Here is a 24,969-nt window from a genome sequence, read left to right as displayed (position 1 = left end):
CTATTCCTGTACGAGGTAGGGATCTGACATCCCCAGACCGGTCAGAACCGCCGTCTCCAGCGCTTCCATCTCAGTCGCCTCGTCTTCCTCCTGATGGTCAAACCCGTTTAAATGCAGAACGCCATGAAGCGCCAGATGCGCTGCGTGATCAATCAGCGACAATTGCGCAGCCTGCGCTTCGTGTGCGCATGTTTCGTACGCCAGGATCACATCGCCGGGATAGCCTTCACGCTCCGGCGCCGGAAAAGACAACACATTGGTGGGCTTGTCCTTGTCACGGAACCGGCGATTGAGCTCATGCACGGTGGCGTCATCTGAAAACAGGATCACGGCAGCCCCGGCGCGCGCGCCCTCAAGCTGATCCAGCCCGGCTTCGATCGCAGTGCGGCAGCGCTCCAGCAGGCCGTCATGACTGGCCCAGCGCTCGTCCTCTAAAACGAACTCCACACTCTGCGCATCCATCACCACTTCAGACATGGCCCGTCTCGTCGCTGCGAACGGCGTCATCGCGTTCATAGGCGTCCACGATACGCGCAACCAAACCGTGCCGCACAACATCATGGCGGGTGAAGCGATGCACGGCGATCCTTTGTTCATCCTGAAGCAGGCGTAAGGCATGCGGCAAGCCCGAAGGCTCCCCCCGGCGCAAATCGGTCTGGGTCGGATCACCTGTCACCGCCATGCGCGAGCCTTCACCCAGTCGGGTCAGAACCATGCGCATTTGCGGGATGGTGGCGTTCTGGGCCTCGTCGACAACCACAAAGGCGTTGTTGAGCGTCCGGCCTCGCATGAAGGCCAGCGGCGCGACTTCGACCCGGCCTTCCTCGCGCATCTTCTCGCTCAGCCTCTGACCCAGAGCGTCCCGAAGGGCGTCCCAGATCGGCAGCAGATACGGGTCGATCTTCTCGGTCAGGTCACCGGGCAGGAAACCCAGCCGCTCGCCGGCCTCGACCGCAGGACGGGTGATGATCAACCGATCCACACTGCCCAGCGCCAGTTGCGACGCGCCATAAGCGACCGCCAGCAAGGTCTTGCCGGTGCCGGCCGGGCCGACGCCGAAGATCATGTCATAGGCGCGATCATTCTTGAGCGATCTCACATAGCCCTGCTGACCATCGGTGCGGGCGGCGAAGCTGGCGCCGCGCGGCACCCGGATCACCGCATCAATCTCTTCCCCTGCGTCGTCATCGGCCATCAGGCAGGCTGCGCGGGCCGCAGGCGGATCAATAGGCAGGCCTTCGCTGGCGCGGCCATAAAGCGCGTTGAGCACGCGGCGCGCTTCGATGCGCGCACGCGCCTCCTCGGCGGTGATCACGATCTGACCGCCCCCTGGCGCCTCAAGCTGAACCTCCAGTTCATGCTCGAGCGTGGCGAAGTTTTCGTGACCCGGACCAGCAAGGATGCGAACGAGATCGGAATCTTCAAAATGAAGCGTTTCGGACGCCGCCCGCTTGGGGCGACGCGGTTTTGATGAGCGGCTCACGCGGCTGCGATTTCCTTTGTAATCAGACGTCCGGAGAGGGCGTTCTGGCTTGCCCCTGTGATCTCCACATTGGCGATCTGACCGATGAGTTCAACCGGCCCCTCGCAATGCACCGCCTGCAGATAGGGGCTGCGGCCTGACAATTGGCCCTCAAGCCGGCCTTCGCGCTCAAACAGGACAGGCAATGTCTTGCCGATCATGGAGCGATTGAAGTTGACCTGCTGCTCTGACAAAAGCGCCTGCAAGCGCGCCAGACGCTCGCTTTTCACGCCCTCGTCGATCTGGTTGAACATCGCGGCGCCGGGCGTGCCGGGACGCTTGGAGTATTTGAACGAGAAGCACGACGCGTAATTGACCTGACGCACCAGCTCCATCGTCGCTTCGAAATCCGCGTCGGTCTCGCCGGGAAAGCCCACGATCATGTCGCCGGAAATGGCGATGTCGGGCCGGGCGGCGCGCAGTTTTTCGATGCTCTCCATGTATTCCGCCGCCGTGTGCGACCGGTTCATGGATTTGAGGATCTTGTCCGATCCCGCCTGCACCGGCAGGTGGAAATACGGCATCAGCTTGGGCTCGTCCGCAAAGGCCTGGATGAGATCGTCGTCCATGTCCTTGGGGTGAGAGGTGGTGAAACGGATCCGCTCAATGCCGCCGATCTTGGCCAGATGGCGCACCAGCTGGCCCAGGCCCCAGACCCCGCCTGCGGCGTCAGACTTGGGCGCATCACCGTGATAGGCGTTGACGTTCTGACCCAACAACGTGACTTCGCGCACGCCCTTGGCGGCCAGCGCCCGCACTTCCATGAGGATCTGGTCCACCGGGCGGGACCATTCCGCACCGCGGGTATAGGGCACCACGCAGAAGGTGCAGAACTTGTCACAGCCTTCCTGCACGGTGACGAAGGCGGTGAAGCCCTCCACATGGCGCTCAGGGCCGGCGAGGGCGTCAAATTTCTCTTCGACCTCGAACTCGGTGTCGAGCGCTTCGCCGCGCGCGCGATGCACGTTTGCGATCAGTTCAGGCAGCTTGTGATAGGTTTGCGGACCGACCACCAGATCCACGACCGGGGCGCGGCGCCGGATCTCCGCGCCTTCGGCTTGGGCCACGCAGCCTGCGACCGTGATGGTCATAGGCTTGCCGGTGGAGGCTTTCTCTTCCTTCAGAGGCTTCAGACGCCCCAGCTCGGAATAGACTTTTTCAGCCGCTTTTTCCCGGATGTGGCAGGTGTTCAGGATCACGAGATCCGCGCCATCGGGTTCATCGGCAGGCTCATAGCCCAGGGGCGCCAGGACATCGCGCATGCGCTCTGAATCATACACGTTCATCTGACAGCCATAGGTCTTGATGAACAGGCGCTTGCGGTCTTTGTGCGTGGTGTCGGCGTCGCGAATGATATCGGTCATGGGCGGAGCCGGCCTCCCTGGCGGCGATCAGCTGTGGATAAGGGAGGACGGGTTATGGGGATAGAGTGGGGCGGATGCAAGGCGCCGCTTGGCGATCCGCTGCCTGAAGCGCGGTTAACGCCCTCTATTTGCCGTCCTCGATTTTTACGCCGTAAAGCTCCAGCCGGTGATCAATCAGCTTGTAGCCCAGGCGCTTGGCGATGGCTTCTTGCAGGCGCTCGATCTCTTCGTCCATGAACTCGACCACATCACCGGTCTTCAGGTCGATCAGATGATCATGATGGTCATCAGAGGCTTCTTCATAACGAGAGCGGCCGTCGCGGAAGTCATGGCGCTCAATGATGCCCGCTTCCTCAAACAGGCGCACCGTGCGGTAGACCGTAGCCAGCGAAATGCGCGAATCCACGTCAGACGCGCGCCGATGCAGTTCTTCAGCGTCAGGGTGATCTTCAGCCTGCGACAGGATGCGCGCGATGACGCGGCGTTGTTCGGTCATGCGCAGACCTTTTTCCACGCAGAGCTTCTCAATCCGATCCGGCATCGCCAACTCCCTAACCTGTGGGGCGTGCGCCCCGTTCTGTCATTGATAGCCAGCCTCGGCGGGGCGTGTCCATATGTCGCGCGACTTCGATGTCAGACCAGATCGCGCGCCAGAACCCGTGCGGCGGTCCCGTCGCGATAATATCTCTTGCGCAAGCCGATCTGACGATAGCCCGCCCCCTCATATAGGGCGCTCGCGGCCGTATTGCGCTCCGACACTTCCAAAAACAATCGCCGGGCGCCCGAGCGGCGCGCCGCCGCCTCGCTTTGCTCCAGCAAGAACGCCCCGACGCCCGAACGGCGCGCATCGGGCAGAACACCGATGGTCAAAAGCTCGCATTCCCCCGCCACTGAACGGATCAGCGACAGGCCTTGCGGGATCTCTTCAGACCGCGCGATCAGTCCTTTGACGCCGGACGACGCCAGCAAGCGGGCAAAGTCCGCCTCGCTCCAGGGGTCTGGAAAACACGCGGCGTGCAGCGCAGCGAAAAGCGCCGCCGCTTCAGCTCCGGCTTCAAACCCCTCAGGCTCGATCATGCCGGCGTATGGCCGCCGGGCAGTTTCGCATCCGGCGGTCGCGCATACAGGGGAGAAGGAGCGGGAGCCTCAGCAGGCGCGGCTTCGGTCAGCTGCAGCAGTTCGCGCAAGGGCGGCGCGGGATCGAAATGGCTCGGATCCGCGCCGACCAGCGCCGCACCTGAACCGGTCAGATACAGGCCGCCAAAGGCTTCCATCTCATCTTGCGCGTCATGGGCGTTGCCGTAACTCACCTCGGTCACCGGACGTCCATGCGTGTAGAGCCGCCAAATCAGATCGCCGCGCCTGGCGTCATGGATAACCATCACCGTATGCTCGCCCTTTGGGTCTGTGCGCAAGGCCAGAGCATCCAGATTGGACACGCCCAGCGCCTTCGCCCCGGTCGAGAGCGCCAGTCCGCGCGCGAACGCGACGCCGACGCGCGTGCCGGCGAAACCGCCCGGGCCCACATTGACGCCGATCCTGACCAGCGTTTGCGGGCTGATCCCGGCTTCCTCGAGCGCTTCAGACACCATGGGCGCCAGGCGTTCGGCATGGCCGCGGCCGATCTCTTCAGCCCGCATTACGACCTGATCCCCGGCTTTCACCGCACAGGCGCACCAGGGACCGATCGTATCCACCACCAGAAAGGCGGGTTCGCTCATGGCTTACTTCATCAGCTTGGCGCCTTCGTCGAAGCTGAGCTTCGGCAGGCGCGGGAACAGTGTCTCAGTGGTGCCGTATCCAAGATTAATCAGGAAATTGGAGCGCCAGGCGCCCATTTCGGGATCATTCTTGAAGAATTCCTCGTCGACGCCATCCTTGTCAAAGCCTGACATCGGGCCGCAATCCAGACCCAGAGAGCGAGCCGCCATGATCAGATAGGCGCCTTGCAGGGTGCTGTTGCGAAAGCCGTTTTCAAAGCGGGCTTCGTCTGACTCAAACCAGTCCTTGGCTTCAGGATTATGCGGGAAGAGCTGGGGAATCTTCTCATGGAAGTTCCAGTCCCAGGCCAGAACCACCGTCACCGGCGCCGTGACGGTCTTCTCGATATTGGGTTCAATCAGATGCGGCTTCAGGCGCGCCTGATGGTCGCCTTGCAGGAACAAGAAGCGCGCCGGGGACTGGTTCGCGCTGGTCGGACCATATTGCAGCAGCTCGTAAAGCGCGCGGATCGTGGTTTCCGACACCTGTTTGTCTTCCCACGAATAGAAGGTGCGGGCGCCGCGAAACAGCTGGTCCAGCGCATGATCGGGCAGCACCGAATGACGGTCTTCCAGGGCGAGCGGGGCTTGGGTGTCGGTCATAAAAGCGGCTCCGATACGAAAAAACGAGTGATTCAGCCTGAAGGCGATCAACTTGAAGATCGACCATACTTGTCTGATTTGGTTCTGAAGCGATTAAAGCACAGCCTCGACGCTGCTCACTTCAGGCACATAGTGCTTGAGCAGGTTTTCAATGCCCTGCTTGAGCGTCAGGGTCGAGGAGGGACAGCCCGCACAGGCGCCGCGCATGTGAAGCTGCACCACGCCGGAGCCTTCATCATAGCTGTGAAAGACGATGTCGCCGCCATCGCGCGCCACGGCGGGGCGGACGCGGGTGTCGATGACATCCTTGATCTCTTTGACGATGCCGGCGGCTTCACCCTCATAAACAGCGTGACCGTCGTGCTCGACGTCGCCGAAGAGCGCCTTGTCGCTTTCCAGGCAATCCATGATCGCGCCCAGCACGGCCGGCTTGATATGGGGCCAGTCCACGCCTTCAGCCTTGGTCACCGAGATGAAGTCCTGACCGGCGAACACCCGGATCACGCCATCCACACGAAACAGTTCTCGCGCCAGATACGAGCCTTCCGCGTCTTCGGGCGTCGCGAAATCACGCGGACCTTCCATGGAAACGGACTGGCCGGGCAGGAATTTCAGCGTATCCGGGTTCGGGGTGTCTTCGGTCTGAATAAACATATCGGGCATCCTGCGCGGGTCAGTGAACCCTTGAAATGGCCCGTGGCGCGACGGCGTTCAACCCCAGACGCAGTAGGGGATCCTGCCCGATCAGGTCAGCGCCTTGATATCGGCGCGTGACAGATTGCCCGGCACCACCGTCACTGGAATGGTGCGATCTTCAAACAGGCCCTTGCCGCGACCCAGCGCGCTGACCAGCGGGCCGGGCCCGTCCTTGCCGGTCGACGCCCCCAGGACCAGGATTGAAATCGCCGGGTCCGTCTCCAGCAATTCCCGCAAGGCCTCGATCAGATCGCCATCGCGCAAGATCACTTCCGGGCGGGTCTCCGTGACCTCTTCGACATCCTCTGACAGGCTTTCAAGCGCGGCCTCGGCGGCTTCGCGGGCTTCCGCGCGCATGGTTTCACCCACGCCCAGCCAGTGCTCGAACCCGCCTTCGGTGTCCACCACGGCCAGCACGGTGACGACCCCGCCCGTATTGCGGGCGCGGCGCGCGGCGAAATAGGCGGCGGAGCGGCTTTCTTCAGTCCCGTCGGCGATGAGAAGGAATTTACGCGGCATGCTCATGTCTGCGACGTTGCCGCGTTCCGTCATTTCCGGCAAGAGGGCGCATGACGCAGCCCGCTGAGACATATCGCCATGACCGACGCCCCGATCGCCCAGATCACGGATCAACGCAACGCCCTGCGCCCGGCGCGTCAGATCATGCTGTACGCCGATCGTATCGAATGGGTGGAAGAGGGGCGGCTCGAGCGCCGGATTGCGCTGGACGCCGTCAACGGCGTGCGGTTGTCCGTGGAGATGGCGGGCGCTCAAAGCCAGGTCGTGTGCCGGGTGACCGGCCCGTCAGGCGAGATCCTGTTTGGCAGTCGTCGCGCCGCTTCCTTGAGCGACTGGGAAGATAATGCGTTGGAGTTCCAAACGCTTCTGGTCGCCCTGCACGAGGCCTTGCGTCCCTGGTTCGACACGGTGCGCTTCACTGAAGGGCAATCCCTGGGCTCAAGGCTGATCCTGGGCGGGGTCGGGGTGGCGATGGCCAGCATGGCGATCAGCTTCATCGGCTGGATGTTGCTTAATGCACAAAGCGCCATGCTGGCGCTGGCGGGTCTGCCGTTTGCGGCGCTCGGCGGCTATCTGGCCTTCACCTTCCGTCCCGGACGCCCTGTGCCCTACGACCCCGAAGCGCTGATCACGCGCTTCACCGCCAAACCGGACGCGGGTTAGGCGAGCTTGTCTTTCAGCGCCTCGACGAACACCGCGCCCATCTCAGGGCCTTGTTCGGGGTAGAGATAGGGCTCGATAATTTCGAGCTCCATCACCGCCAGACCGCCGTCCAGACCGCGCACCATGTCCACGCGGGCGTATAGAAACTCGTCCTCGCCAGTAATCTTCCGCGCGACGCTCAGCACCTCACGCGCCAAAGCCAGGTCCGCGTCTGACGGCTGCCAGCGCGCTTCAGTAGCGCCATAAAGCGACTGCACCCGGTAATCGCCCGATTTGGGCCGCTTGTTGAGCGCGTGGGAGAAGCGCCCGCCAAAGAAGATCATAGAGTATTCGCCTTCTTCAGGCACGCCCGGCAGGAAAGGCTGGATCAGGCAGGCGCCCAGCGGCAGATCGTCCGCCGCGGGCAGGGCTTCGCCCTTTTTGACCAGCGCCTGACGCCAGGCGCCGCCGCCCACCAGCGGTTTCACCACGATCTTGTCGCCGCCAAACCGGTCAAACCCTGCCTGCACCGCTTCGGCGTCCGCCTTGTCCGCCCAGAGCGTCAGGATGGAGGGGGCGCCCGCGTCATCCAGCGCCTTGAGATAGGTTTTCTCGATGTTCCAGCGCACCAGAGCCGGGCTGTTATAGACCGGCGCAATCGTATTCAGTCGATCCAGCGTCTCGAGAAAGAGCTGCAGCTTGGGTGGATAATCCCAAACCGTTCCCACCATGAAACCGTCATAGACCGAAGCGTCGAAAGGCTGGTCCCAGATGCACGCTTCCAGCGAGATCCCTTCCGCCTGGCAGGCTTTGGACAGGGCGCCGAATTCAAGATCGAACTCGAACCAGTCGTCGCGAGCGCCCGGACGATCCTTCATCATGTCGGCGGAGGTCAGAAAACAGATGCGGGTCATGGGCTTCCTCGGTCAGATGGCGCTGGCGCAACCGCTTAACCCGTCCCATAGAGGTTTTCCAGAACCCTTCTGCGGGTTGAGTTTGCCGTGCCCCCGCGGTACACGCCCCCCGATTTCAGCTTCAGGATGATCCTCACATGACCGAAACCCGCTACGACGTTCTTGGCGTCGGCAACGCCATTGTGGACGTGCTCGCGTCTGTGAATGACGCCTTCATCGAGCAACACGGTCTGGCCAAGGACGCCATGCTGCTGATTGACGAAGACCGGGCGCAGGCTTTGTACGAAGCCTTCCCACCCGCACAGGAAATCTCGGGCGGTTCGGCGGCCAATTCATTGGCGGGCGTCGCGAGCCTCGGCGTGCGCGGCGCCTATATCGGCAAGGTCGCTGACGACCAGCTGGGCGAGGTTTTCGCCCACGACCTGCGCTCGATCGGCGTGCATTACGACACCAAGCCGCTGACGAACGGTCCATCCACAGCACGTTGCCTGATCGCCGTGCCGGAGGATGCGCGCCGGGCCATGAACACCTTCCTGGGCGCGTCCACCATGATGGACGAAGCCGATATCGACCCTGAGCTGGTGAAATCCGCGACCGTGACCTTCCTGGAAGGCTATCTGTTTGACCGCCCTGAAGCGAAAGCCGCTTTTGTGCGCGCCTCCGAGCTCGCCCAGGCCGCAGATCGCCGCGTGGCCCTGACCCTGTCGGACACCTTCTGCGTGGAACGTCACCGCGACAGCTTCCGCCATCTGGTGAAAAACCATATCGACGTGCTGTTCGCCAATGAGGCCGAGATCAAGGCGCTCTACGAAGTCGATGATTTTGAAACGGCCCTTGCGAAAGTGCGCGCCGAAACCCGCGTCGCCGCCATCACCCGCTCTGAAAAGGGCGCCGTGATCGTGTCCGGCGATGAAGAAGTGCGCGTGGACGCTGATCCCGTTGACACCATTGTGGACACCACCGGGGCAGGCGATCAGTTCGCCGCCGGCTTCCTGGCCGGGTATTCGCGCGGCGCAGATCTGCGCACATGCGGCCGTCTGGGCGTCATCGCCGCCGCCGAGGTGATCTCGCACATGGGCGCGCGTCCGCTTGTCTCGCTGAAGGATCTGGCGGCGCAAAAAGGCGTCACGCTGGACTAAAATCCAGCCTGTACTGATCTGCAAAGTGTATAAGACTTCATCAAGGACTCCGCCCGCGGCGGGGTCCTTTTTGACTTTTCTCTTCGTCCTTAACCTGATTTTTAGCACATCAGTTCAGCCTGACGGTGTTTCGTGTGCATTCCGCACGCCTTTCGCCTGCAGCTGGGGTCCTGATGGCGCCTATCAGACACGCAATTTCCAGAGTGATGCGATCTCTGGTGATGAAGTTCACTTTGCTTTGCGGGGTGATCCTCGTCGCTGCGACGACCGCGCTCATGGCTGTCGAATACCAGCTTAAATCCCAGGACAATAATACAGCCGGCCTGGTGCATGCCGAGCTGATCACCGAACTGTTCACCTCCACCGCCGCCAACGCCATCGCCATCAGCGACATCGACGGGCTGACCAATCGCCTTCTGGCTGATTTCGGCGAGCGTGCGGATGTCAGCTCCGTCTATGTCGCCGACGTGAACGGACGCGTGCTGGCGCTCAACGGAGAGGTTCCCTATGGCGTCGGTGATCGCGCCGCGGACCATCTGGTGCAATCCGCCATCGGCGCTGTGGACACCCGCGTTGAGCGCGTGGGCGATGACATTCGTGTCGCCGAGCCTGTGTTCTTCAACGGCCGTCTGATCGGCGCGGTGGTCGCCACCGTGCCCATGTCCGCCGTGGTGACCCCGGCGATCGACATCATTATTCGCCAAGTGGTGATCGCTGCGGCGGCGCTGATCGTGTTCCTGCCGCTGGTCGCGCTGATCGTGCGCAAGGCGCTGGGTCCTGTCCGTCGCCTGACCGAAGCGGCGCGCCTGGCCTCCTCTCGCAAACTGGATCTGCGCATCGAAGTGCATACTGGCGACGAGCTGGAAGTGCTGGCGAACGCATTTAACCGCATGTTCGCGCGCCTCGACGCGTCCGTGAAGCGCGTGCATCGTCTGGCCTATGTGGACATGATCACCGAACTGCCCAACCGCGAACGCTTCCGCAAGGAAGTCGAGCGGGTGGCGCGCGAGGCGTCTGACGCCGGCGAAGAAGGCGCAATCCTGTTTCTTGATCTCGACCGGTTCAAACGCGTCAATGACTCTCTGGGCATCGGCGAGGGCGACCGTCTGCTTGAAGCCGTCGGACGCCGTCTGCGTGAAGCGGTGCGCGGCTGGGACCTGTCTCAGGGCGATCTGACCAAGGAACCCTCCATGGTTGCGCGCCTGGGCGGGGATGAATTCACTGTTCTGCTGCCGCGCCTGCGCGATAGCGCCGACGCCGCGCGCCTGGCGCGCCGCATCGTGGATTCAGTCCGTCGACCCTTCGAAATCTCGGGCCATCAGGTCTTTCTGGGCATTTCCGCCGGCATCGCCTGTTTCCCGCGCGACGGCTCAGACCCTGAAACCCTGCTGCGTCACGCCGATCTGGCCATGGCGTCGGTGAAACGCGCCGGCGGCAATGCCTGCGAATTCTTCGAGACCTCCATGAACCAGAGCGCATTCGAGCGTCTGGTGCTGGAAAACGAGCTGCGTGAAGCCGTGCGCGACGACCAGCTTGTGGTTTTCTACCAACCCAAGGTCTCCATGGTGGACGGCTCCATCGCCGGCTCAGAAGCGCTGGTGCGCTGGCGCCACCCGACGGCGGGTCTGTTGTCGCCCGGCGCCTTCATCCAGGCGGCGGAAGAATGCGGCCTGATCGGTGAAATCGGCGACTGGGTGCTGCGCCGGGCCTGCCATGAAGCCCAGCAATTGCGAGAGCGCGGGTTCGATCTGCCGGTGGCGGTGAACGTCTCCGCCATGCAGTTTGAGAGCGAAGGCTTCTCCCAGACGGTTCTGGAAGCGCTGCAGGATTCCGGCCTTCCGCCCGAATTTCTTGAACTCGAGCTGACCGAATCCACCGCCATGCGCGAGCCTGAACGTGTGATCGAACAGATCGAGCCGCTGCGCCGGTTGGGCGTGACCTTCGCCATCGACGATTTCGGCACCGGTCACTCCTCCTTGTCATACCTGACGCGCATGCCCTTTGACGTCTTCAAGATCGACCAGAGTTTCGTGCGCGACATGAGCCAGGACGAGCACGCCCGTATCGTGGTCGAGACCATTCTCGCCATGGCCAAATCGCTGAAGCTGAAAACAGTGGCCGAAGGCGTCGAAACCCATGACCAGCATCAGGCCCTGCGGGCGCTGGGCGCGACGCTGGCTCAGGGGTATCTGTTCGGCCGCCCCATGCCCTTCGCCGAACTGGTCTCATTTGCTTCGGCGGGCGGTCAGGAAAGTGTGGCCGGCTAGTTCCGGTTCCATCGCGAATAGATGTATAAATATCACGCACAAGATATTTCCACTTTTTAATTCGCTTTTCTAAAACTCTGTGGCATTCTTACACCTGCAGCTGAGGGCTGCTCCTGAATGCGCGCCGTCCCCCCGACGCTTCAGGATGTCGTGGCGTTCCCCCCAACGTCATGGCGACGCGTCATCTTCCCTGATGGACGCGAGGCGAAACGCCCGGCGACTTCACCCCAGGTCGCCGGGCGATTTTCGTTCAGCCGCACTATCATGATCGCTGTCGTCTTCAGGCAAGGCGCGTTAAACAGGGGGCATGACCGATTTTGATCCCTCCCCTTCGGACTATAGCGGCGCGGAAGACGAGATTGCGCGCCTGCTTGATGAAATCCCCCTTTTGTACAAAGCGCGCGCCTTCGCGGAATCCGTCGGTGATCCCGCTTTTTTCTCGCGGCTCGGCGAACCGCTCGATTCACGTGAACTGGCCCTGGCCCGCGCCTATCTGGACGGTCTGGGCATGCCCGAGGCCGAACCCGCGGAGATGGGCGACTGGTCAGACGCCATTGCGGCGGCGGAAACCCTGGACCGGGACCCCTGGGCCTGGGAGGCGGAGGAAATGCAACGCTCCGCCCTGGTCGAGCGCGCGCTGGAGCGGCTGGACGAGCAAGCGCTGCAGGCCGCGTTGACGCTTGTGGCGTCGAAAATCGGCGAGCTCGCCAAGGAAGCCGCCGAAGCCAGCGCTTCCATGGATGACATGTTTGATGAAACCGTGATCAACGCCGCCGCCGGCGGGCTGGTGCAGGCCGCCCATGGCGCTGTGCTGGTGCTGATGGCCGAAGCGGAAGACGAAGAGCCGCCGCACCCCTTCCTGGCGCGTTGGCGGCTATATGTGCGCGGGCGCTGGCCCGTTGGCGTCGCCGGCGCCACCTACAATATTCTCTGATCTCATCGACGCGCCTTTCTTGCAGGATTTGCCATGACCCCGTTCACCCTCGCCACCTGGAACATCAATTCGGTCCGCCTGCGCGCCCCGCATGTGGCGAGCTTTGTGCAAGAGGCGAAGCCGGACGTGATCGCCTTGCAGGAAATCAAATGCCTGCCCGATCAGTTTCCGCGCGCAGCCTTTGAGGAGATGGGCCTTCCCCATTTGCACATTGTGGGTCAGAAAGGCCTGCACGGCGTCGCCATCGCGTCGCGCACCCCGATCGAGGTGCTGGACCAGGACGCGCTCTGCCCTCGTGGCGAAGCCCGCTTTCAGCGTGTCCTCGTCAACGGCGTCGAACTGCAGAACTATTACATCCCGGCGGGCGGCGACGAGCCTGACCCCGAGATCAATCCCCGCTTCAAGCACAAGCTGGAGTTTCTGGACCGACTCAAGGGCTATGCCGCGGATCGCGCCAAGGAAAACGCGCCAATCGTGCTGGTCGGCGATTTCAACATCGCCCCGCGCGAACATGATGTCTGGTCCCACAAACAACTCCTCAAAGTCGTCTCCCACACTCCAGTGGAGGTGGACGCGCTGAACGCCTGGATGCAAGCGGGCGAGTATCTCGACGTGGCGCGTGAACTGATCGACGAACCCGAAAAGCTGTTCACCTGGTGGAGCTATCGCAGCAAGGACTGGCGCGCCTCCAACCGAGGCCGTCGTCTCGACCATATCTGGGTCAGCCCGGCGCTGAAGGATGCCGCCCTCAAGGACGGCCGCGACAGCTTCAGGATCTGGGACGAAGCGCGCAGCTGGGAGAAACCCTCAGACCATGCGCCAGTGACGCTGCGTCTGGGGTAAACGAAACTAGCTTCGTCTTGACCACAAAGAATCAGTATCGCATGATTCAAACAAAGAGAGGACAGCGCTATGCACTGCCCTCCTTTAGGTGACCCGCAACCGGTCTGCTAGCCAGCCCAAGATTACTCAAGAGCTCAAAACTGACTAGGGCATGCAGTACTTGAACTACTGCATGCCCTAATTCTGACTCCGCTCCGTAGTATGAGTCTACTAGGTCAAACTAGTTATCCACGGATAATGAAACAACACTTTGATTTAATTGATCTTTAGTCGCTGAGATTCATCTGTTTGGGTGCGGTATGGAACTCAATTTGAGGCTTGATTTACGAATCACCTACATCTGCAACCGGTACCCGCCACTCTCAGTGATCAGGAGCCGGGCGTGCTGGGGGTCGGGCTCGATCTTCTGGCGCAGACGATACACATGGGTTTCCAGCGTGTGGGTGTTGGCTTCACGGTGATAGCCCCACACCTGATCGAGCAATTCCTCTCGCGCCACGGGCTGGCCGCCCGCGCGATAGAGGTATTTGAGAATATTGGTTTCTTTCTCGGTCAGCCGCGTCTTGCGTTCTTCCCCGTCCACCAGAAGCTTCATGGACGGCTTGAACCGGTAAGGACCCACCTGCAACACGGCGTCTTCGCTTTGCTGGTGCCGGCGCAGTTGGGATTGCACGCGTTCAAGCAACACCACGAAGCTGATCGGCTTGGCGAGGAAATCATCTGCGCCCGAACGTAGTCCCAAGACATGATCGGCGTCGCCGGACTGGGCGGTGAGCAGAAGGATCGGGGTGTTCACGCCATCCTTGCGCAAATGGCGGCAAGCCTCGCGGCCGTCCATGTCGGGCAGGCCCACATCGAAAATGATGATGTCTACCGGCTCGGAGCGAGCGAGCTCCATGCCCGGCTTGGCGGCGTCGGCGGTGAGCACCTTGAAGTCATCTTCAAAGCTGAACTGCTCGGCCAGGGCTTCGCGCAGATCGTCATCATCATCAACCAGAAGGATTGTTTTCTTGTTCGTCATGGCTCTGTCTCCAGTCAGGCGGGGCCCGGCAAACTGCGCCAACCGGTCAATATTCACCGGTAAGCCTTGCCTGTCCGCACCTGATTGCGCAACTGCAAACGCGCAATCTCAATACAAGGCGGGTGTACTCCAAACGGCGTGAAACTTGCCTGACGCCTTTGTGAGCCTTGCGAATTTTTTCGTGAGGCCGCCCGCCGTGGTGGGGGAGGCGAACGGGGTACGCTAACGCTTTGGCTAAAGGCGATAAGTGCCCCGTCGCCGACCCTCATACGACGCCCGAACTGTGTTTCACATAAGGGATAGTCCGCGGCCATGCAGGAGTTTCGTGATGACGGTATACTGCGCAAGCGCCCATAAGGCCGCCGTATACGGACCTGATTTCAACGCCCCTTGCGCGCTGGGGCGTTCGGGCGTGATCGCGGCGGAGCTGAAGTCTGAAGGCGATGGCGCCAGTCCGATCGGTCGCTGGCGGGTGCGCCGCGCGTATTGGCGCGCGGACCGCATCGACAAGCCGGACACCGCGCTGGTGATCGATCCGATCCGCCCGGATGACGGCTGGTGCGATGCGGCGTCAGATCCGGCCTATAACCTGCCCGTGCGCCTGCCCTACCGAGCGTCCTGCGAGACGATGACACGTGAAGACGGTCTGTATGATCTGGTGGTGGTGCTGGGCCATAATGACGATCCGCCGCAGCCAGGCGCCGGCTCGGCCATCTTCCTGCATTGCGCCTCCCCGGAGTTCAAACCCACAGAGGGCTGCGTTGCGATTGCGCGGGACCAGCTCATCGAGCTTGTCAGCCGACTGACAACCGATGACTGGATCGAGATCACGCCCTAGCGCTTCGCCCGCTCGCCAAACAGCGCCGAGCCCACACGGACCGATGTCGCGCCCAGGCGCACGCCCAGTTCGAAATCCGAACTCATCCCCATGGATAGCTTCTCAAGCCCGGCACGCGCAGCAAGCTTAGCCAGAAGCGCGAAATGCGGCGCGGCGGGTTCCTCGACCGGCGGAATGCACATCAGCCCTTCGATCTGAAGCCCCAGATCAGACTGGCAATGCTTGACGAACTCCACGCTCTCACCGACCGCCAGACCCGCCTTCTGGGGTTCGTCGCCGGTATTGACCTGCACATAGAGCCGGGGCGTCCGGCCGGTTTTCTCCATCGCCTTGACCAGAGCGCCCGCGAGCTTCTCACGGTCCAGCGTCTCGATGACGTCAAACAAGGCGCAGGCATCCTCCGCCTTGTTGGTCTGAAGCGGTCCGATAAGGCGCAATTGCAAATCCGGATGGGCGACGCGGCGTTCGCTCCAGCGAGCTTGCGCTTCTTGCACCCGGTTTTCGCCAAAAATACGCTGACCCGTGGCCAGCATGGCGTCGATCCGCTCATCGGGCTGGACCTTGGATACGGCGACCAGATCAATCGCATCGGCTGGCCGCCCCGCCTGCTTGGCCGCTCTGGCGATACGGGTCAAAATCTCGGCGCGCGCAGCAGCGACGCCGTCAACGGAATTGGGATATAGGTCTGTCATGGCGATGACTGGGTATGACGGCGCAGGCCGTCTGGCAAGGCTGGCGGACGCATTGGACGGCCCCCGACAGGGCTTGCCGGCTCTGTTTTGCCTGACCGATCCCGAGCGCACGCCGGATCTCAAGGCTCTGGCCTGCGCGCTTCCGGACGGCGTCGGATTGATTTTGAGATTTTTCGGGCGTGACGACCTTCACGCGCAAGCCGCTGATCTTGTGACAATCCGACATGACAAGGGCGGACTGTGCCTGATCGCGGCGGAGCCTGAGCTGGCTTTTGAGAGCGGCGCGGACGGCGTCCATTGGCCGGAACGCTGGCTGACCGGAGCCAATGTGAGACTCTCTCACGGACTGATCTCCACCAGCACGCATAGCCCGTCGGCGCTGCGCCGCGCGCAAGGCCTGGCGGATTTCGCCTTCGTCTCGACAGTCTTTCCCTCTCGCAGTCCCAGCGCCACACGCCCGATGGGCGTATTCCGGCTGGCCGCCCTGGCGCGCCCCAACCCAATGCCTGTGTATGCGCTTGGCGGCGTCAATACACGCACCATCAAACGGCTCAATCATTTAGGAATTTCAGGGGTTGGCGCGGTCGGCGCCCTGTCAGGCTCTACGCAGAGCTAGCAGCTAGATCCTAGAAGCGGAAGGCGGACTCGAACCGGATTTCCGGCGCCTTGTCCTCACCGTCTTCACCAAACACCTGCTCTTCGGGAGAGGTGAACCGCACCTCGCCGCCAAAGCGGAAATGGTCTGAAAACTCGATAAAGGCGCCGGCGCTGAAATCTTCCAGATCCACGCCCTGATCACCGCGCGCAGGCGCAGTATAGCCCAGCGTCACGCCCCAACGGTCGCCCGCCTGAAGCTGAAACTCGTCAGACGGCTGAGCCCAGACCGACCGCGTGGCGGACGGCGCAAGCGTGAACCGCTCATACCAGGGCAAGGCCGAGGCCGAGCCGCGATCATCAATGACGGTCGGGCGCGAGGGCAGGGCCACGGGATCAGACATCACAGCGTCAGGAGCAGCGTCCAGCGCATCAAACGTGCGCAAGGACAGCGTGAACGGGTCAAGCACGGGCGCCAGGCTGGCGCCGCCCGTCAACGCGAACGCATTCTCGGTATTGGACTCTTGCGCATACGCGCTGGTTCCGGCGCAAAGAGCGCCGGTACACAGCAGTGTCGCAAGGAGCGTGTTCAAACGCATCAGTCCATCCCAACAGGTTCAAAATCGAACATAGCGTAGCCGTGTGACGCTTGTAAGGCGCCGAAAGAGGCTGACCGGCACAATCCGCTTGGGGCGTGTCAAAAACGCAACCCTGTCTCTACAAGCACTTGGACGCTGTCGCGATCCATTCCAGCCGCGCTTTCACGCACGCTCATCACCCCGAGACCCAGCAATCCGTTCGCCCCGACCAACCGGGACGCGCCCAAGAGAACGCTGGCGGTCTCTGTGCTGACCAGGTCGGACTGGCCATACCCCAGCTCAGCCCCGTAGAGCCAGTCGCCCTGCTCGTACGCCAACCCAAAGCCAATACTGTCGTATTCAGCGTCCTGATAGCCGTCAGACCCCGTCAGACCGGACAGGCTGAGGGTCAGATCGCCAGCCTGCCGCACCAACTCGCCGCGCATCAGCCAGGGATCGCCGAACAGGCCGGCGACCGGTCCCTGTGCTTGCGCCGTCTCAAAGCCCAGGGATGCGCTCCAGCGTACGCCGGTGGACGGCGCGCGCCGATCAAAACTCGCCGCCACAGACCAGATCGAGCCCAGATCAGCGCGCAGGACTTCTGGCCCGGCCGGATGACACGCCTGAGCGCACGGATCACTGTCCGGCGCAAAGGACGCGGCGAACCGCAATCCCACGATCCGCCGGGATTGAACGGACACTGTCGGCGCTGCGTCCGCCAGCGTCAGACCTGTATCCGCGATATTCAGGCCGCTCAGATCAAAAACAGCGCCCTGAGCGCGGGTCAGACGAAAAACATGCAGAGGGTCAGAGGCTTCCAGCTCCGCCGCAGTATCGCCCAATCCGGCGCGCAACTTCACCCAAGCTGTCTGTAGATAGATCTGCGCCTGGTCAGCAATCAATCGCGCGCTGGCGTCGTCAAGCGCGGCCTCACCCGACAAACCCGTCAACAGGCCGGCGACAGGACGCCCTGAGACGTCAGGTCCGGTCAGTCCCGGGCGCGCCAGACCCCGCCGTCCATCCCCGCTCGTCAAACGCGCTCCCAGCTCGACGCCATAGCGCCAGCCTTGGTCGGTCAGGGTTTCACTGGAGCCACGCAGTGTGAGATCGGCATAGGGCGAGTCTTTTCGCACTGCGGATTCTCCAATCCCAACGACGAGATCAAGATCCGCTTCAAACTCAAAGACGGTTTCAGAGAGAAAAGAAAAGCGTGCTGGAGCCGCCTGGCCCCATGCAGTTGTCGGCGCGGCCACGAGCCCGCCTGAGAAGACGCATATAATCAGCGCCTTACGGAAACAGGTCATAACTCGTGGCCTCGCCGAACGGCCCCGTCCCCCCGGACGTGCCCTTGTTTTCTCCGCTTAACCGATGCTGACCGTCAAGCTGACAGGCCGGATCTGGCGGCGGAACTGAATATTTGTGACATGAAAACAACAGCTGTACCGCCAAGAGCGCCAGCCTCAACACTGGCGTCCACGCACCGGCATGCTATAGAGCATTAAGATAAAGACGCGTCGGAAACCGGCGCTAAACCGCTTGGCCGGGAGCCGTTTACATGTTGTTTCGCCGTTTGATCACCCCGTTCGCCGTCGCCGCTTGTGTGATGAGCTTGGCAGCTTGCGCGTCGCGAGGCGACAACAGTCAGGATCGTGGTCTGCTGGGCGGCGTTTTCGGCGGTGGCGGCCAGGTCAGCGATGCGCCCGAGGCCGGCATCGGCGTCAACAGCTTCCTGTGGCGCTCTTCCCTGGAAGTTCTGTCCTTCATGCCGCTGTCAGAAGTGGACCCGTTTGGCGGCGTCATCATCACCGACTGGTACGCCAATCCCGAGATTCAGAACGAGCGCTTCAAGGCCACGGTCTACATTCTGGACACGCGCCTGCGCGCTGACGCCCTGTCGGTGCAGTTGTTCAAGCAGGTTCACGGCGCTGACGGTGGTTGGGTTGACGCAGAAGTTGATCCCGCGACCCGCATCCAGATCGAGAACGCCATTCTGACCCGTGCGCGTCAGCTGCGCATCCAGACCATTCAGGACTAATCGCGTCTGATGCTGTCCTTGCGCTCCTCCCTGCTCCGCACCGGCGTTCTGGTGATCACTCTGATCGGCCTGTCCGCCTGCGGGTTCAAACCGCTTTATGGCGGAGCTGGGTTCAGCCAATTGCCCGGGCTGCAAGTCAGCCGCGGGCAGGAGCGCGTAGACTATCTGATTGATGATGCGCTGCGTGATTTTCTGGGCGATGGACGCAGCCCCTATCATCTGACGCTGTCCAATGAGACGACGCAAAATTCGCTCGGACTCAGCGCCACAGGCATCGCGCGACAATACGCTCTTGTGATCACAACCGATTATACGCTGACCGACGCCAGCGGGGCTGTGATCGCTGAAGGCCGCTTGCGCGAAGAATCCCTGTTTGATGCGAGCTCTGATCCCTATTCGCTCGTATCCGGCGCTTCAAACGCCGAAGAGCAGGCTTCTGAGGCCATGGCGGAACGTCTGGTGCAGGAGATCGCCGTTGCGCTGCGTCAGCGCGAGGCGATTGAGCGCCGGTGAAGCTCAAACCCCGCGATGCGGACCGGGCGCTGTCCCAGCCTGACGGCTCGTATACGATCTATCTGATTTATGGGCCGGATCTGGGCATGGTGCGTGAGCGCGCCGACACCCTCTCAAAAGCGCTGGTGAAGGATCCCGACGATCCGTTTGCGGTGACCCGCCTCACCGATGATGACGTGAAAGCCGATCCCGCTGCCCTCGCAGATGCGCTCGCCGCGCTGTCGATGACCGGGGATCCGCGCCTGGTGCGCTTGCGCCTGTCTGGCGATTCAGCCCCGATCGCTCGCCTTTTAACTGAAGTCGATGACGGCGTTACGCCCTCAGAAGCCACTTTGGTGATTGAATCAGGCGATCTCAGGAAAACATCAAAGCTCCGCAAGGCCGCTGAAGACGGCAAGCGCAGCCTCGCCGCGCCCTGCTATGCCGATAATGCAAGAGACCTGATCGGTCTGGCCGAAGAGATGTTTCGCGCGGAAAACCTGTCCCTGGATCCGGACGCGCGGGCCATGCTGGCGCCCTTCCTTGAAGGCGATCGCGCTCTGGCGCGCAGCGAGATTGAAAAGCTCATCCTCTATAAGGGTCTCGCAACGCAACGCGGCGGCGACGCCGCTCAGATCACCCGGCAGGACATCGCTGATATCTCGGCCGTCGGCTCAGAAGCCGCCATGGACCAGATTCTGGATCCAGCGCTCGGCGGTGATGTGCGAGCGGCGGACGCCGCCTATGCCCGAGGGCTTTCCGCCGGTCTGAACCCGGTCGGCGTGCTCCGGGGCCTGCAACGCCGCATCGACCAGTTTGACACCTTCCACACCGGCGGCGGCGATGCGGGCGCCTTGGCGCGCGCCGGCGCCCCACGCTTCGGCCCCCCCGCCGATCAGTTCAAACGGTCGGCGCGACTGTGGACCGGACGGCGCCTGGACCAGGCGCGCAAATATGCCTTTGACGCCGAACGCGCCGTCAAACGCTCTGGCGCCCCAGCCGAGGCCATTGTGGGGGATCTGATTTTGCGCCTGTCTCGCGCCGCCGCAAATGCGCGTCGATAAGTGATTTTATTTCAGATACTTATAGAAAAATTTCGCTGAGAGCGCCTGAAATTGAAACAGACGTATCTGTCTACGCATCACGCTCTCTCAGCGAAACAGATTTTCGCGCTAATAGGCGCCTGATCCGGTCTGGCTGAGCCGACGACACACATCATCAAGTTGCTCAAGGCTGGAAAAGCGGACACGCAGCTCGCCATGCTCGCCCTTCGCCTTGATCTCGACCGCCAGGCCAAGCCGGCTGGAGAGATCCGCTTCGAGCGCCCGCGTATCCGCATCTTTGGGCTGGGACCCGCTGGACGCCGACTTGCGCTCCGGCGCCTGGCCTGAGGCGTTCCGCGCCAGAGCTTCCGCAGCGCGCACTGACAGGCCGTCACGGATAATCTGTTCCGCCAACGCTTCGGGGTTCGGCGCGGTCGCGATGGCGCGGGCATGGCCGGCGGTCAGACTGCCTGCCTCCAGATGCGCAAGCACCGCTTTGGGCATCGCCAGAAGCCGCAAGGTATTCGCCACATGAGCGCGCGACTTGCCGACCGCCTTCGCGACGTCTTCCTGAGTATGACCGAAAGTCTCCACCAGTTGACGGAAGGCGCGCGCTTCTTCGACCGGGTTGAGATCCGCGCGCTGGACATTCTCGACGATCGCGATTTCCAAGGTTTCGCGATCGGTTAGCTCACGAACCAGACACGGGACTTCATGCAGCTGCGCCCGCTGGGCGGCTCGCCAGCGGCGTTCGCCGGCGACAATCTGGTAGCGCTCGGTCTCACCAGACATCGGCCGCACCAAAATGGGCTGGAGCAGGCCTTTCGTGGCGATGGACTCACTCAGTTCGGCCAGATCGGCTTCGGTGAAGGTCTTGCGCGGCTGGTCAGGATTGGGCTGAACCAATTCCACGGGCAAGATCTGGACGCCGTCCCGGCTTGAGCTGTTGCGCTTGGCGTTAGCGGTATCCGCGCGGATAGCGTCCGCCTCTTCCCCTTCGCCCAGCAAAGCGGAAAGGCCTCGGCCCAGACCGCGGCTCGGCTTGCGTTCGTCTGCACTCATGCCGGGGTCAGCGCGTCAGCTGCGCGCCGCTCCTGCTTGACGACTTCACTGGCCAGTTTGAGATACGCCTGCGCCCCGGCGCATTCGAGATCATAAAGCAAGACGGGTTTGCCAAAGCTCGGCGCCTCGGACACACGCACATTGCGCGGTATGACCGTCTTGTAGACCTTGTCGCCGAAATGCTCGCGCACATCTGCGGCCACCTGGGATGAGAGGTTATTGCGGCGGTCATACATGGTCAGAACAACACCTTGAATTTCCAAGGTTTTATTCAAGTTGCCGCGAACAAGATCAATCGTCCGCATCAGCTGGGTCAGACCTTCCAGCGCAAAGAATTCTGTTTGCAGCGGCACCAGAACGGAATCCGCCGCCGTCATGGCGTTCACCGTCAGCAGGTTCAGCGACGGCGGGCAGTCGATCAGGATGTAATCGCAATGCTCGCCCATGCCCGACAGCGTCCGGCGGAAGCGATCAATGGCGTGACGAAGACGATAAGACCGGCGCGGCGCATCCGACAGCTCGAGCTCGGCGCCCGACAAATTCTCATCAGACGGGATGATCGCCAGGCCCGGCACATCCGTGTCGATCAAGGCATCTTGGAGCGGACGCTCATCAACCAGCACATCATAGGAGGTCGCTCGTCGGTCTGCGCGTGACACACCCAGACCGGTAGACGCGTTACCCTGCGGATCGAGATCGAGAACGACAACGCGTTGACCGATGGCGGCCAGAGCCGTGGCCAGATTGATGGCGGTCGTGGTCTTGCCAACGCCCCCTTTCTGGTTCGCGACAGCGATAACCTTGGGCGGCGCGGTGCGAGAGTCTTCAGACACGAGCAAGTCCCCTGATTTTAAGAATAGCGGCCTCGGGCGATGTACGGCTCGGCAAGACCTCTGCCTCGAAAGTCCAGCTTTTCCGCGCCTCGGTCAATTCCTCATTATACCGTGCGCCCTTCGGAAGCAGGGCTACAGCCCCTTTTTCCACAAAAGGATGGACGTAGCCGAGCAATTTGCCCAAAGGCGCCATGGCGCGGGCGGTCACAACATCCATCTCAGGGACAGGATGGATCGATTCCACGCGATCTGCACGCGCAATCGCGGGGGCTTTGGTTTCCCGGATGACCTGGTTCACGAACGCCATTTTCTTGGCGACGGAATCCACCATCAGCACATGCCCAGCTTCAACGCCACGCTCCATCAATCCAAAGGCGATGGCGAGACCGGGAAAGCCCGCCCCGGCCCCCAGATCCGCCCAACGGGCGGCCTTGGGCATCAGCTCCAGAACCTGCCAGCTATCCAGCGCATGACGATGCCAGAATTCGGCCAGAGTGCCCCGCCCCACCAGATTGGTATGGGCGCTGGTCTCTTCCAACAGCCGCCGCCAGGTCTCAAACCGTTCCAGTGTTTCACGTGAAACACCGGTTTCGGCCTGAAACTGCTCCGGGCCGTAGTTCATCTCGATCATGCGGACTGCGCTCCCGCCGTCCGGCGTTTCAGATGCGCCAGGAGCGCCGTCAGGGCGCCTGGCGTAACGCCTTCAATCCGGGCCGCCTGACCTAGCGTGGCAGGCGTCGCTGCAATCAGCTTTTCTCGCACCTCATTGGAAAGCCCGCCCACGTCCGAATAATCAAAGCCGGTCGGGATACGGACGCCTTCATCACGCTGGAACGCGAGGATGTCCAATTGCTGACGCTCGAGATAGCCATGATAGACGGCGTCGATCTCGATCTGTTCGGCCACACGCGGCTTGATCTTAGCGAGTTCAGGCCAGATCGCCGTCATGTCATTCCAGCCAATATCGGGATAGCTCAGCAATTCCATGACGGAGCGCCGTTTGCCGTCCTCATTGACCTTGATGCCATGACGTTTGGCTTCCGCCGGCGTCAGGGTGAGATCCGTCGCCATCTTCCGTGCCTGAACCAGATCGGCCTGACGCTGCAGCCAGGATGTTTCACGTGAAACACTCGCAGCGCCCAAGGCAATCGCCTTGTCGGTCAGGCGCTGGTCGGCGTTGTCCGCGCGCAAGGTCAAACGGTATTCGGCCCGCGACGTGAACATGCGATAAGGCTCGGTGACGCCGCGTGTGATCAGATCATCGATCATCACGCCGATATAGGCCTCTGAACGATCAAGAATGAAGGGTTGCGATCCTGAGACTTTCAGCGCGGCGTTAAAGCCCGCCATCAAGCCTTGAGCCGCCGCTTCTTCATATCCCGTGGTGCCATTGATCTGGCCTGCCAGGAACAGGCCCGGCATGGCCTTGATCTCCAGCGTCGCGCTCAGTTCGCGCGGATCCACATAATCGTATTCGATCGCATAGCCGTATCGGCGCACCTTGACCTGTTCGAGCCCCGGAATGGTGCGCAGGAAAGCGTCCTGGACCGCATCGGGAAGCGAGGTGGAAATGCCGTTGGGATAGACGGTGTCGTCGTCGAGGCCTTCGGGCTCAAGGAAGATCTGGTGCTGGCTGCGATCGGCGAAACGTACGACCTTGTCCTCAATCGAGGGGCAATAGCGCGGCCCCCGTCCCGAGATCGCCCCGCCATAGACCGCTGACTGATCAAGATTGTCAGCAATGATCTTATGGGTCTCTTCGGTAGTGCGCGTGATGCCGCACGCAATCTGCGGCACGGTGATCGCATCGGTCAGGAAAGAGAACGGCACGGGGGTGTCGTCCGCCGCCTGCATCTCAAGCGCCGACCAGTTGATGGTCGAACCATCCAGACGCGCGGGCGTGCCCGTCTTCAATCGACCAAGCCGCAAGCCCAGACCATAGAGCGTTTCAGACAGGCCATTGGCGGGCGCTTCACCGTGTCGGCCCGCCGGGATGCGCTCATGTCCGCGATGGATGACGCCTTTCAGGAAGGTGCCCGTGGTCAGAACCACTGCGCCCGCGCGATAGGCGCGCCCTTCCCCGTCGATCACACCGCAGCATTGCCCGTTCTCGATGATCAGGTCTTCCGCCGCCGCCTCGACGATGGAGAGGTCTGACTGCGAAGCGAGCGCGGCCTGCATGGCTTCGCGGTAAAGTTTGCGATCAGACTGGGTGCGAGGCCCACGCACCGCCGGGCCTTTGGAGCGATTGAGAAGGCGGAACTGAATGCCGGACGCATCCGCCACACGGCCCATCACGCCATCCAGCGCATCCACTTCGCGCACCAGATGCCCTTTGCCCAACCCGCCAATGGCCGGGTTGCACGACATCTCGCCAATGGTCGACGCCTTGTGGGTCAACAAAAGCGTGCGGGCGCCCAGACGCGCCGAGGCGCTGGCCGCTTCACAGCCCGCATGGCCGCCGCCGATAACAATCACGTCCCAGGGCTGCGCCTGGGCTTGGGTCTGATCAAGTCTCATGGGTCAACTCTCAGGCGCGGGGTCTCTGCGTCGCGCCGGGCCGCTTACATAGGGCGCC

At 62.1% G+C, this 24,969-nt stretch carries 28 protein-coding genes; 10 read left to right on the top strand and 18 right to left on the bottom strand.

The annotated features are described in order from the left end of the window. The 9 genes from ybeY to ACTIGF_RS06455 form a co-directional block, all read right to left on the bottom strand. Complete coding sequence (gene ybeY, locus ACTIGF_RS06495; RefSeq protein ID WP_439636085.1) at positions 1–477, bottom strand: rRNA maturation RNase YbeY; 477 nt, start codon at positions 475–477, stop codon at positions 1–3. Next, positions 470–1,483, bottom strand: coding sequence for a PhoH family protein (locus ACTIGF_RS06490; protein WP_439636084.1), 1,014 nt, complete (start codon positions 1,481–1,483; stop codon positions 470–472). Before ACTIGF_RS06490 ends, ybeY begins: the two co-directional genes overlap by 8 nt. Beyond that, positions 1,480–2,886, bottom strand: coding sequence for a tRNA (N6-isopentenyl adenosine(37)-C2)-methylthiotransferase MiaB (miaB, locus tag ACTIGF_RS06485; protein ID WP_439636083.1), 1,407 nt, complete (start codon positions 2,884–2,886; stop codon positions 1,480–1,482). The genes ACTIGF_RS06490 and miaB overlap by 4 nt, the downstream gene beginning before the upstream one ends. A 124-nt stretch (positions 2,887–3,010) precedes the next feature. Then, positions 3,011–3,427, bottom strand: coding sequence for a Fur family transcriptional regulator (locus ACTIGF_RS06480; protein WP_439636082.1), 417 nt, complete (start codon positions 3,425–3,427; stop codon positions 3,011–3,013). A 92-nt stretch (positions 3,428–3,519) separates the two neighbouring features. Continuing rightward, the gene (locus ACTIGF_RS06475) at positions 3,520–3,963 is read right to left on the bottom strand and encodes a GNAT family N-acetyltransferase (RefSeq protein WP_439636081.1); all 444 of its coding nucleotides are present in this window, start codon (positions 3,961–3,963) and stop codon (positions 3,520–3,522) included. Continuing rightward, positions 3,960–4,607: a tRNA (adenosine(37)-N6)-threonylcarbamoyltransferase complex dimerization subunit type 1 TsaB gene (gene tsaB / locus ACTIGF_RS06470; protein ID WP_439636080.1), complete on the bottom strand. Its 648-nt coding sequence runs from the start codon at positions 4,605–4,607 to the stop codon at positions 3,960–3,962. Before tsaB ends, ACTIGF_RS06475 begins: the two co-directional genes overlap by 4 nt. 3 nt (positions 4,608–4,610) lie before the next feature. Continuing rightward, complete coding sequence (locus ACTIGF_RS06465) at positions 4,611–5,249, bottom strand: malonic semialdehyde reductase (RefSeq protein WP_439636079.1); 639 nt, start codon at positions 5,247–5,249, stop codon at positions 4,611–4,613. 93 nt (positions 5,250–5,342) lie between these two features. After that, positions 5,343–5,903: a NifU family protein gene (locus ACTIGF_RS06460; protein WP_439636078.1), complete on the bottom strand. Its 561-nt coding sequence runs from the start codon at positions 5,901–5,903 to the stop codon at positions 5,343–5,345. Positions 5,904–5,993: 90 nt separating this feature from the next. Further along, positions 5,994–6,464: a universal stress protein gene (locus tag ACTIGF_RS06455; protein WP_439636077.1), complete on the bottom strand. Its 471-nt coding sequence runs from the start codon at positions 6,462–6,464 to the stop codon at positions 5,994–5,996. A 78-nt stretch (positions 6,465–6,542) separates the two neighbouring features. Here ACTIGF_RS06455 and ACTIGF_RS06450 point away from each other — a divergent pair, with 78 nt between their 5' ends. Further along, positions 6,543–7,127, top strand: a complete 585-nt coding sequence (locus ACTIGF_RS06450) for a hypothetical protein (RefSeq protein ID WP_439636076.1) — start codon at positions 6,543–6,545, stop codon at positions 7,125–7,127. Here the strand turns inward: ACTIGF_RS06450 and ACTIGF_RS06445 are convergent. Beyond that, positions 7,124–8,020: an ATP-grasp domain-containing protein gene (locus ACTIGF_RS06445; RefSeq protein ID WP_439636075.1), complete on the bottom strand. Its 897-nt coding sequence runs from the start codon at positions 8,018–8,020 to the stop codon at positions 7,124–7,126. The two genes, ACTIGF_RS06450 and ACTIGF_RS06445, sit on opposite strands and share 4 nt — an antisense overlap. A 137-nt stretch (positions 8,021–8,157) precedes the next feature. On the opposite strand from ACTIGF_RS06445, the gene ACTIGF_RS06440 reads away from it, so the two are divergent. The 4 genes from ACTIGF_RS06440 to xth all read left to right on the top strand — a co-directional run bounded on the left by ACTIGF_RS06440 (position 8,158) and on the right by xth (position 13,203). Next, the gene (locus tag ACTIGF_RS06440; RefSeq protein ID WP_439636074.1) at positions 8,158–9,159 is read left to right on the top strand and encodes an adenosine kinase; all 1,002 of its coding nucleotides are present in this window, start codon (positions 8,158–8,160) and stop codon (positions 9,157–9,159) included. 221 nt (positions 9,160–9,380) lie between these two features. Beyond that, on the top strand, positions 9,381–11,426 hold the full coding sequence (locus tag ACTIGF_RS06435; RefSeq protein ID WP_439636652.1) for a putative bifunctional diguanylate cyclase/phosphodiesterase: 2,046 nt from the start codon (positions 9,381–9,383) through the stop codon (positions 11,424–11,426). A gap of 307 nt (positions 11,427–11,733) precedes the next feature. Beyond that, the gene (locus ACTIGF_RS06430) at positions 11,734–12,360 is read left to right on the top strand and encodes a hypothetical protein (RefSeq protein ID WP_375547801.1); all 627 of its coding nucleotides are present in this window, start codon (positions 11,734–11,736) and stop codon (positions 12,358–12,360) included. Positions 12,361–12,393: 33 nt separating this feature from the next. After that, complete coding sequence (xth, locus tag ACTIGF_RS06425) at positions 12,394–13,203, top strand: exodeoxyribonuclease III (RefSeq protein ID WP_439636073.1); 810 nt, start codon at positions 12,394–12,396, stop codon at positions 13,201–13,203. 334 nt (positions 13,204–13,537) lie between these two features. Here the strand turns inward: xth and ACTIGF_RS06420 are convergent, their stop codons facing one another. Next, complete coding sequence (locus ACTIGF_RS06420) at positions 13,538–14,224, bottom strand: response regulator transcription factor (RefSeq protein WP_439636072.1); 687 nt, start codon at positions 14,222–14,224, stop codon at positions 13,538–13,540. 328 nt (positions 14,225–14,552) lie between these two features. On the opposite strand from ACTIGF_RS06420, the gene ACTIGF_RS06415 reads away from it, so the two are divergent. Continuing rightward, positions 14,553–15,062 (top strand): L,D-transpeptidase family protein, encoded by a 510-nt coding sequence (locus ACTIGF_RS06415; RefSeq protein WP_439636071.1) that lies wholly within the window; start codon positions 14,553–14,555, stop codon positions 15,060–15,062. On the opposite strand, the gene ACTIGF_RS06410 is transcribed toward ACTIGF_RS06415, so the two are convergent. Then, a complete protein-coding gene (locus ACTIGF_RS06410; protein WP_439636070.1) occupies positions 15,059–15,754 on the bottom strand; it encodes a YggS family pyridoxal phosphate-dependent enzyme in 696 nt (231 codons plus the stop codon). The two genes, ACTIGF_RS06415 and ACTIGF_RS06410, sit on opposite strands and share 4 nt — an antisense overlap. Between ACTIGF_RS06410 and ACTIGF_RS06405 the strand changes: the two genes are divergently transcribed. Next, complete coding sequence (locus ACTIGF_RS06405; protein WP_439636069.1) at positions 15,753–16,370, top strand: thiamine phosphate synthase; 618 nt, start codon at positions 15,753–15,755, stop codon at positions 16,368–16,370. The genes ACTIGF_RS06410 and ACTIGF_RS06405 overlap by 2 nt on opposite strands. A gap of 10 nt (positions 16,371–16,380) precedes the next feature. Here the strand turns inward: ACTIGF_RS06405 and ACTIGF_RS06400 are convergent, their stop codons facing one another. Continuing rightward, entirely contained in the window at positions 16,381–16,947 is a 567-nt protein-coding gene (locus ACTIGF_RS06400) for an NtrZ family periplasmic regulatory protein (protein ID WP_439636068.1), read from the bottom strand. 98 nt (positions 16,948–17,045) lie between these two features. Continuing rightward, on the bottom strand, positions 17,046–18,059 hold the full coding sequence (locus ACTIGF_RS06395) for a porin (RefSeq protein WP_439636067.1): 1,014 nt from the start codon (positions 18,057–18,059) through the stop codon (positions 17,046–17,048). 422 nt (positions 18,060–18,481) lie between these two features. Here ACTIGF_RS06395 and ACTIGF_RS06390 point away from each other — a divergent pair, with 422 nt between their 5' ends. The 3 genes from ACTIGF_RS06390 to holA are packed head-to-tail and all read left to right on the top strand — an operon-like array spanning position 18,482 to position 20,517. After that, on the top strand, positions 18,482–18,961 hold the full coding sequence (locus ACTIGF_RS06390) for a DUF3576 domain-containing protein (protein WP_439636066.1): 480 nt from the start codon (positions 18,482–18,484) through the stop codon (positions 18,959–18,961). 9 nt (positions 18,962–18,970) lie between these two features. Next, positions 18,971–19,474 (top strand): LPS assembly lipoprotein LptE, encoded by a 504-nt coding sequence (lptE, locus tag ACTIGF_RS06385; protein WP_439636065.1) that lies wholly within the window; start codon positions 18,971–18,973, stop codon positions 19,472–19,474. Further along, positions 19,471–20,517, top strand: coding sequence for a DNA polymerase III subunit delta (gene holA / locus ACTIGF_RS06380; protein ID WP_439636064.1), 1,047 nt, complete (start codon positions 19,471–19,473; stop codon positions 20,515–20,517). Before lptE ends, holA begins: the two co-directional genes overlap by 4 nt. A 108-nt stretch (positions 20,518–20,625) precedes the next feature. Here holA and ACTIGF_RS06375 read toward each other — a convergent pair whose 3' ends face one another. The 4 genes from ACTIGF_RS06375 to mnmG are packed head-to-tail and all read right to left on the bottom strand — an operon-like array spanning position 20,626 to position 24,911. Further along, complete coding sequence (locus tag ACTIGF_RS06375; protein ID WP_439636063.1) at positions 20,626–21,558, bottom strand: ParB/RepB/Spo0J family partition protein; 933 nt, start codon at positions 21,556–21,558, stop codon at positions 20,626–20,628. Further along, complete coding sequence (locus ACTIGF_RS06370; RefSeq protein WP_107711998.1) at positions 21,555–22,391, bottom strand: ParA family protein; 837 nt, start codon at positions 22,389–22,391, stop codon at positions 21,555–21,557. The genes ACTIGF_RS06375 and ACTIGF_RS06370 overlap by 4 nt, the downstream gene beginning before the upstream one ends. Further along, complete coding sequence (locus tag ACTIGF_RS06365; protein WP_439636062.1) at positions 22,384–23,022, bottom strand: 16S rRNA (guanine(527)-N(7))-methyltransferase RsmG; 639 nt, start codon at positions 23,020–23,022, stop codon at positions 22,384–22,386. The genes ACTIGF_RS06370 and ACTIGF_RS06365 overlap by 8 nt, the downstream gene beginning before the upstream one ends. Beyond that, positions 23,019–24,911 (bottom strand): tRNA uridine-5-carboxymethylaminomethyl(34) synthesis enzyme MnmG, encoded by a 1,893-nt coding sequence (mnmG, locus tag ACTIGF_RS06360; RefSeq protein WP_439636061.1) that lies wholly within the window; start codon positions 24,909–24,911, stop codon positions 23,019–23,021. Before mnmG ends, ACTIGF_RS06365 begins: the two co-directional genes overlap by 4 nt. Between the last annotated feature and the right edge of the window lie 58 nt (positions 24,912–24,969).

The sequence above is a fragment of the Oceanicaulis sp. genome, from assembly GCF_051859625.1.
In the GTDB taxonomy this organism is placed as follows: domain Bacteria; phylum Pseudomonadota; class Alphaproteobacteria; order Caulobacterales; family Maricaulaceae; genus Oceanicaulis.
Note: the sequence above shows the minus strand (reverse complement) of the source record. Positions and strands in the feature narration are given on the sequence as shown.

Excerpts from the sequence above, each read along its gene's own strand:
- ybeY (WP_439636085.1), bottom strand. The coding sequence starts at position 477 with ATGTCTGAAGTGGTGATGGATGCGCAGAGTGTGGAGTTCGTTTTAGAG.
- miaB (WP_439636083.1), bottom strand. The coding sequence starts at position 2,886 with ATGACCGATATCATTCGCGACGCCGACACCACGCACAAAGACCGCAAG.
- ACTIGF_RS06480 (WP_439636082.1), bottom strand. The coding sequence starts at position 3,427 with ATGCCGGATCGGATTGAGAAGCTCTGCGTGGAAAAAGGTCTGCGCATG.
- ACTIGF_RS06475 (WP_439636081.1), bottom strand. The coding sequence starts at position 3,963 with ATGATCGAGCCTGAGGGGTTTGAAGCCGGAGCTGAAGCGGCGGCGCTT.
- tsaB (WP_439636080.1), bottom strand. The coding sequence starts at position 4,607 with ATGAGCGAACCCGCCTTTCTGGTGGTGGATACGATCGGTCCCTGGTGC.
- ACTIGF_RS06465 (WP_439636079.1), bottom strand. The coding sequence starts at position 5,249 with ATGACCGACACCCAAGCCCCGCTCGCCCTGGAAGACCGTCATTCGGTG.
- ACTIGF_RS06460 (WP_439636078.1), bottom strand. The coding sequence starts at position 5,903 with ATGTTTATTCAGACCGAAGACACCCCGAACCCGGATACGCTGAAATTC.
- ACTIGF_RS06455 (WP_439636077.1), bottom strand. The coding sequence starts at position 6,464 with ATGCCGCGTAAATTCCTTCTCATCGCCGACGGGACTGAAGAAAGCCGC.
- ACTIGF_RS06450 (WP_439636076.1), top strand. The coding sequence starts at position 6,543 with ATGACCGACGCCCCGATCGCCCAGATCACGGATCAACGCAACGCCCTG.
- ACTIGF_RS06445 (WP_439636075.1), bottom strand. The coding sequence starts at position 8,020 with ATGACCCGCATCTGTTTTCTGACCTCCGCCGACATGATGAAGGATCGT.
- ACTIGF_RS06440 (WP_439636074.1), top strand. The coding sequence starts at position 8,158 with ATGACCGAAACCCGCTACGACGTTCTTGGCGTCGGCAACGCCATTGTG.
- ACTIGF_RS06435 (WP_439636652.1), top strand. The coding sequence starts at position 9,381 with ATGAAGTTCACTTTGCTTTGCGGGGTGATCCTCGTCGCTGCGACGACC.
- ACTIGF_RS06430 (WP_375547801.1), top strand. The coding sequence starts at position 11,734 with ATGACCGATTTTGATCCCTCCCCTTCGGACTATAGCGGCGCGGAAGAC.
- xth (WP_439636073.1), top strand. The coding sequence starts at position 12,394 with ATGACCCCGTTCACCCTCGCCACCTGGAACATCAATTCGGTCCGCCTG.
- ACTIGF_RS06420 (WP_439636072.1), bottom strand. The coding sequence starts at position 14,224 with ATGACGAACAAGAAAACAATCCTTCTGGTTGATGATGATGACGATCTG.
- ACTIGF_RS06415 (WP_439636071.1), top strand. The coding sequence starts at position 14,553 with ATGACGGTATACTGCGCAAGCGCCCATAAGGCCGCCGTATACGGACCT.
- ACTIGF_RS06405 (WP_439636069.1), top strand. The coding sequence starts at position 15,753 with ATGGCGATGACTGGGTATGACGGCGCAGGCCGTCTGGCAAGGCTGGCG.
- ACTIGF_RS06410 (WP_439636070.1), bottom strand. The coding sequence starts at position 15,754 with ATGACAGACCTATATCCCAATTCCGTTGACGGCGTCGCTGCTGCGCGC.
- ACTIGF_RS06400 (WP_439636068.1), bottom strand. The coding sequence starts at position 16,947 with ATGCGTTTGAACACGCTCCTTGCGACACTGCTGTGTACCGGCGCTCTT.
- ACTIGF_RS06390 (WP_439636066.1), top strand. The coding sequence starts at position 18,482 with ATGTTGTTTCGCCGTTTGATCACCCCGTTCGCCGTCGCCGCTTGTGTG.
- lptE (WP_439636065.1), top strand. The coding sequence starts at position 18,971 with ATGCTGTCCTTGCGCTCCTCCCTGCTCCGCACCGGCGTTCTGGTGATC.
- ACTIGF_RS06375 (WP_439636063.1), bottom strand. The coding sequence starts at position 21,558 with ATGAGTGCAGACGAACGCAAGCCGAGCCGCGGTCTGGGCCGAGGCCTT.
- ACTIGF_RS06365 (WP_439636062.1), bottom strand. The coding sequence starts at position 23,022 with ATGATCGAGATGAACTACGGCCCGGAGCAGTTTCAGGCCGAAACCGGT.
- mnmG (WP_439636061.1), bottom strand. The coding sequence starts at position 24,911 with ATGAGACTTGATCAGACCCAAGCCCAGGCGCAGCCCTGGGACGTGATT.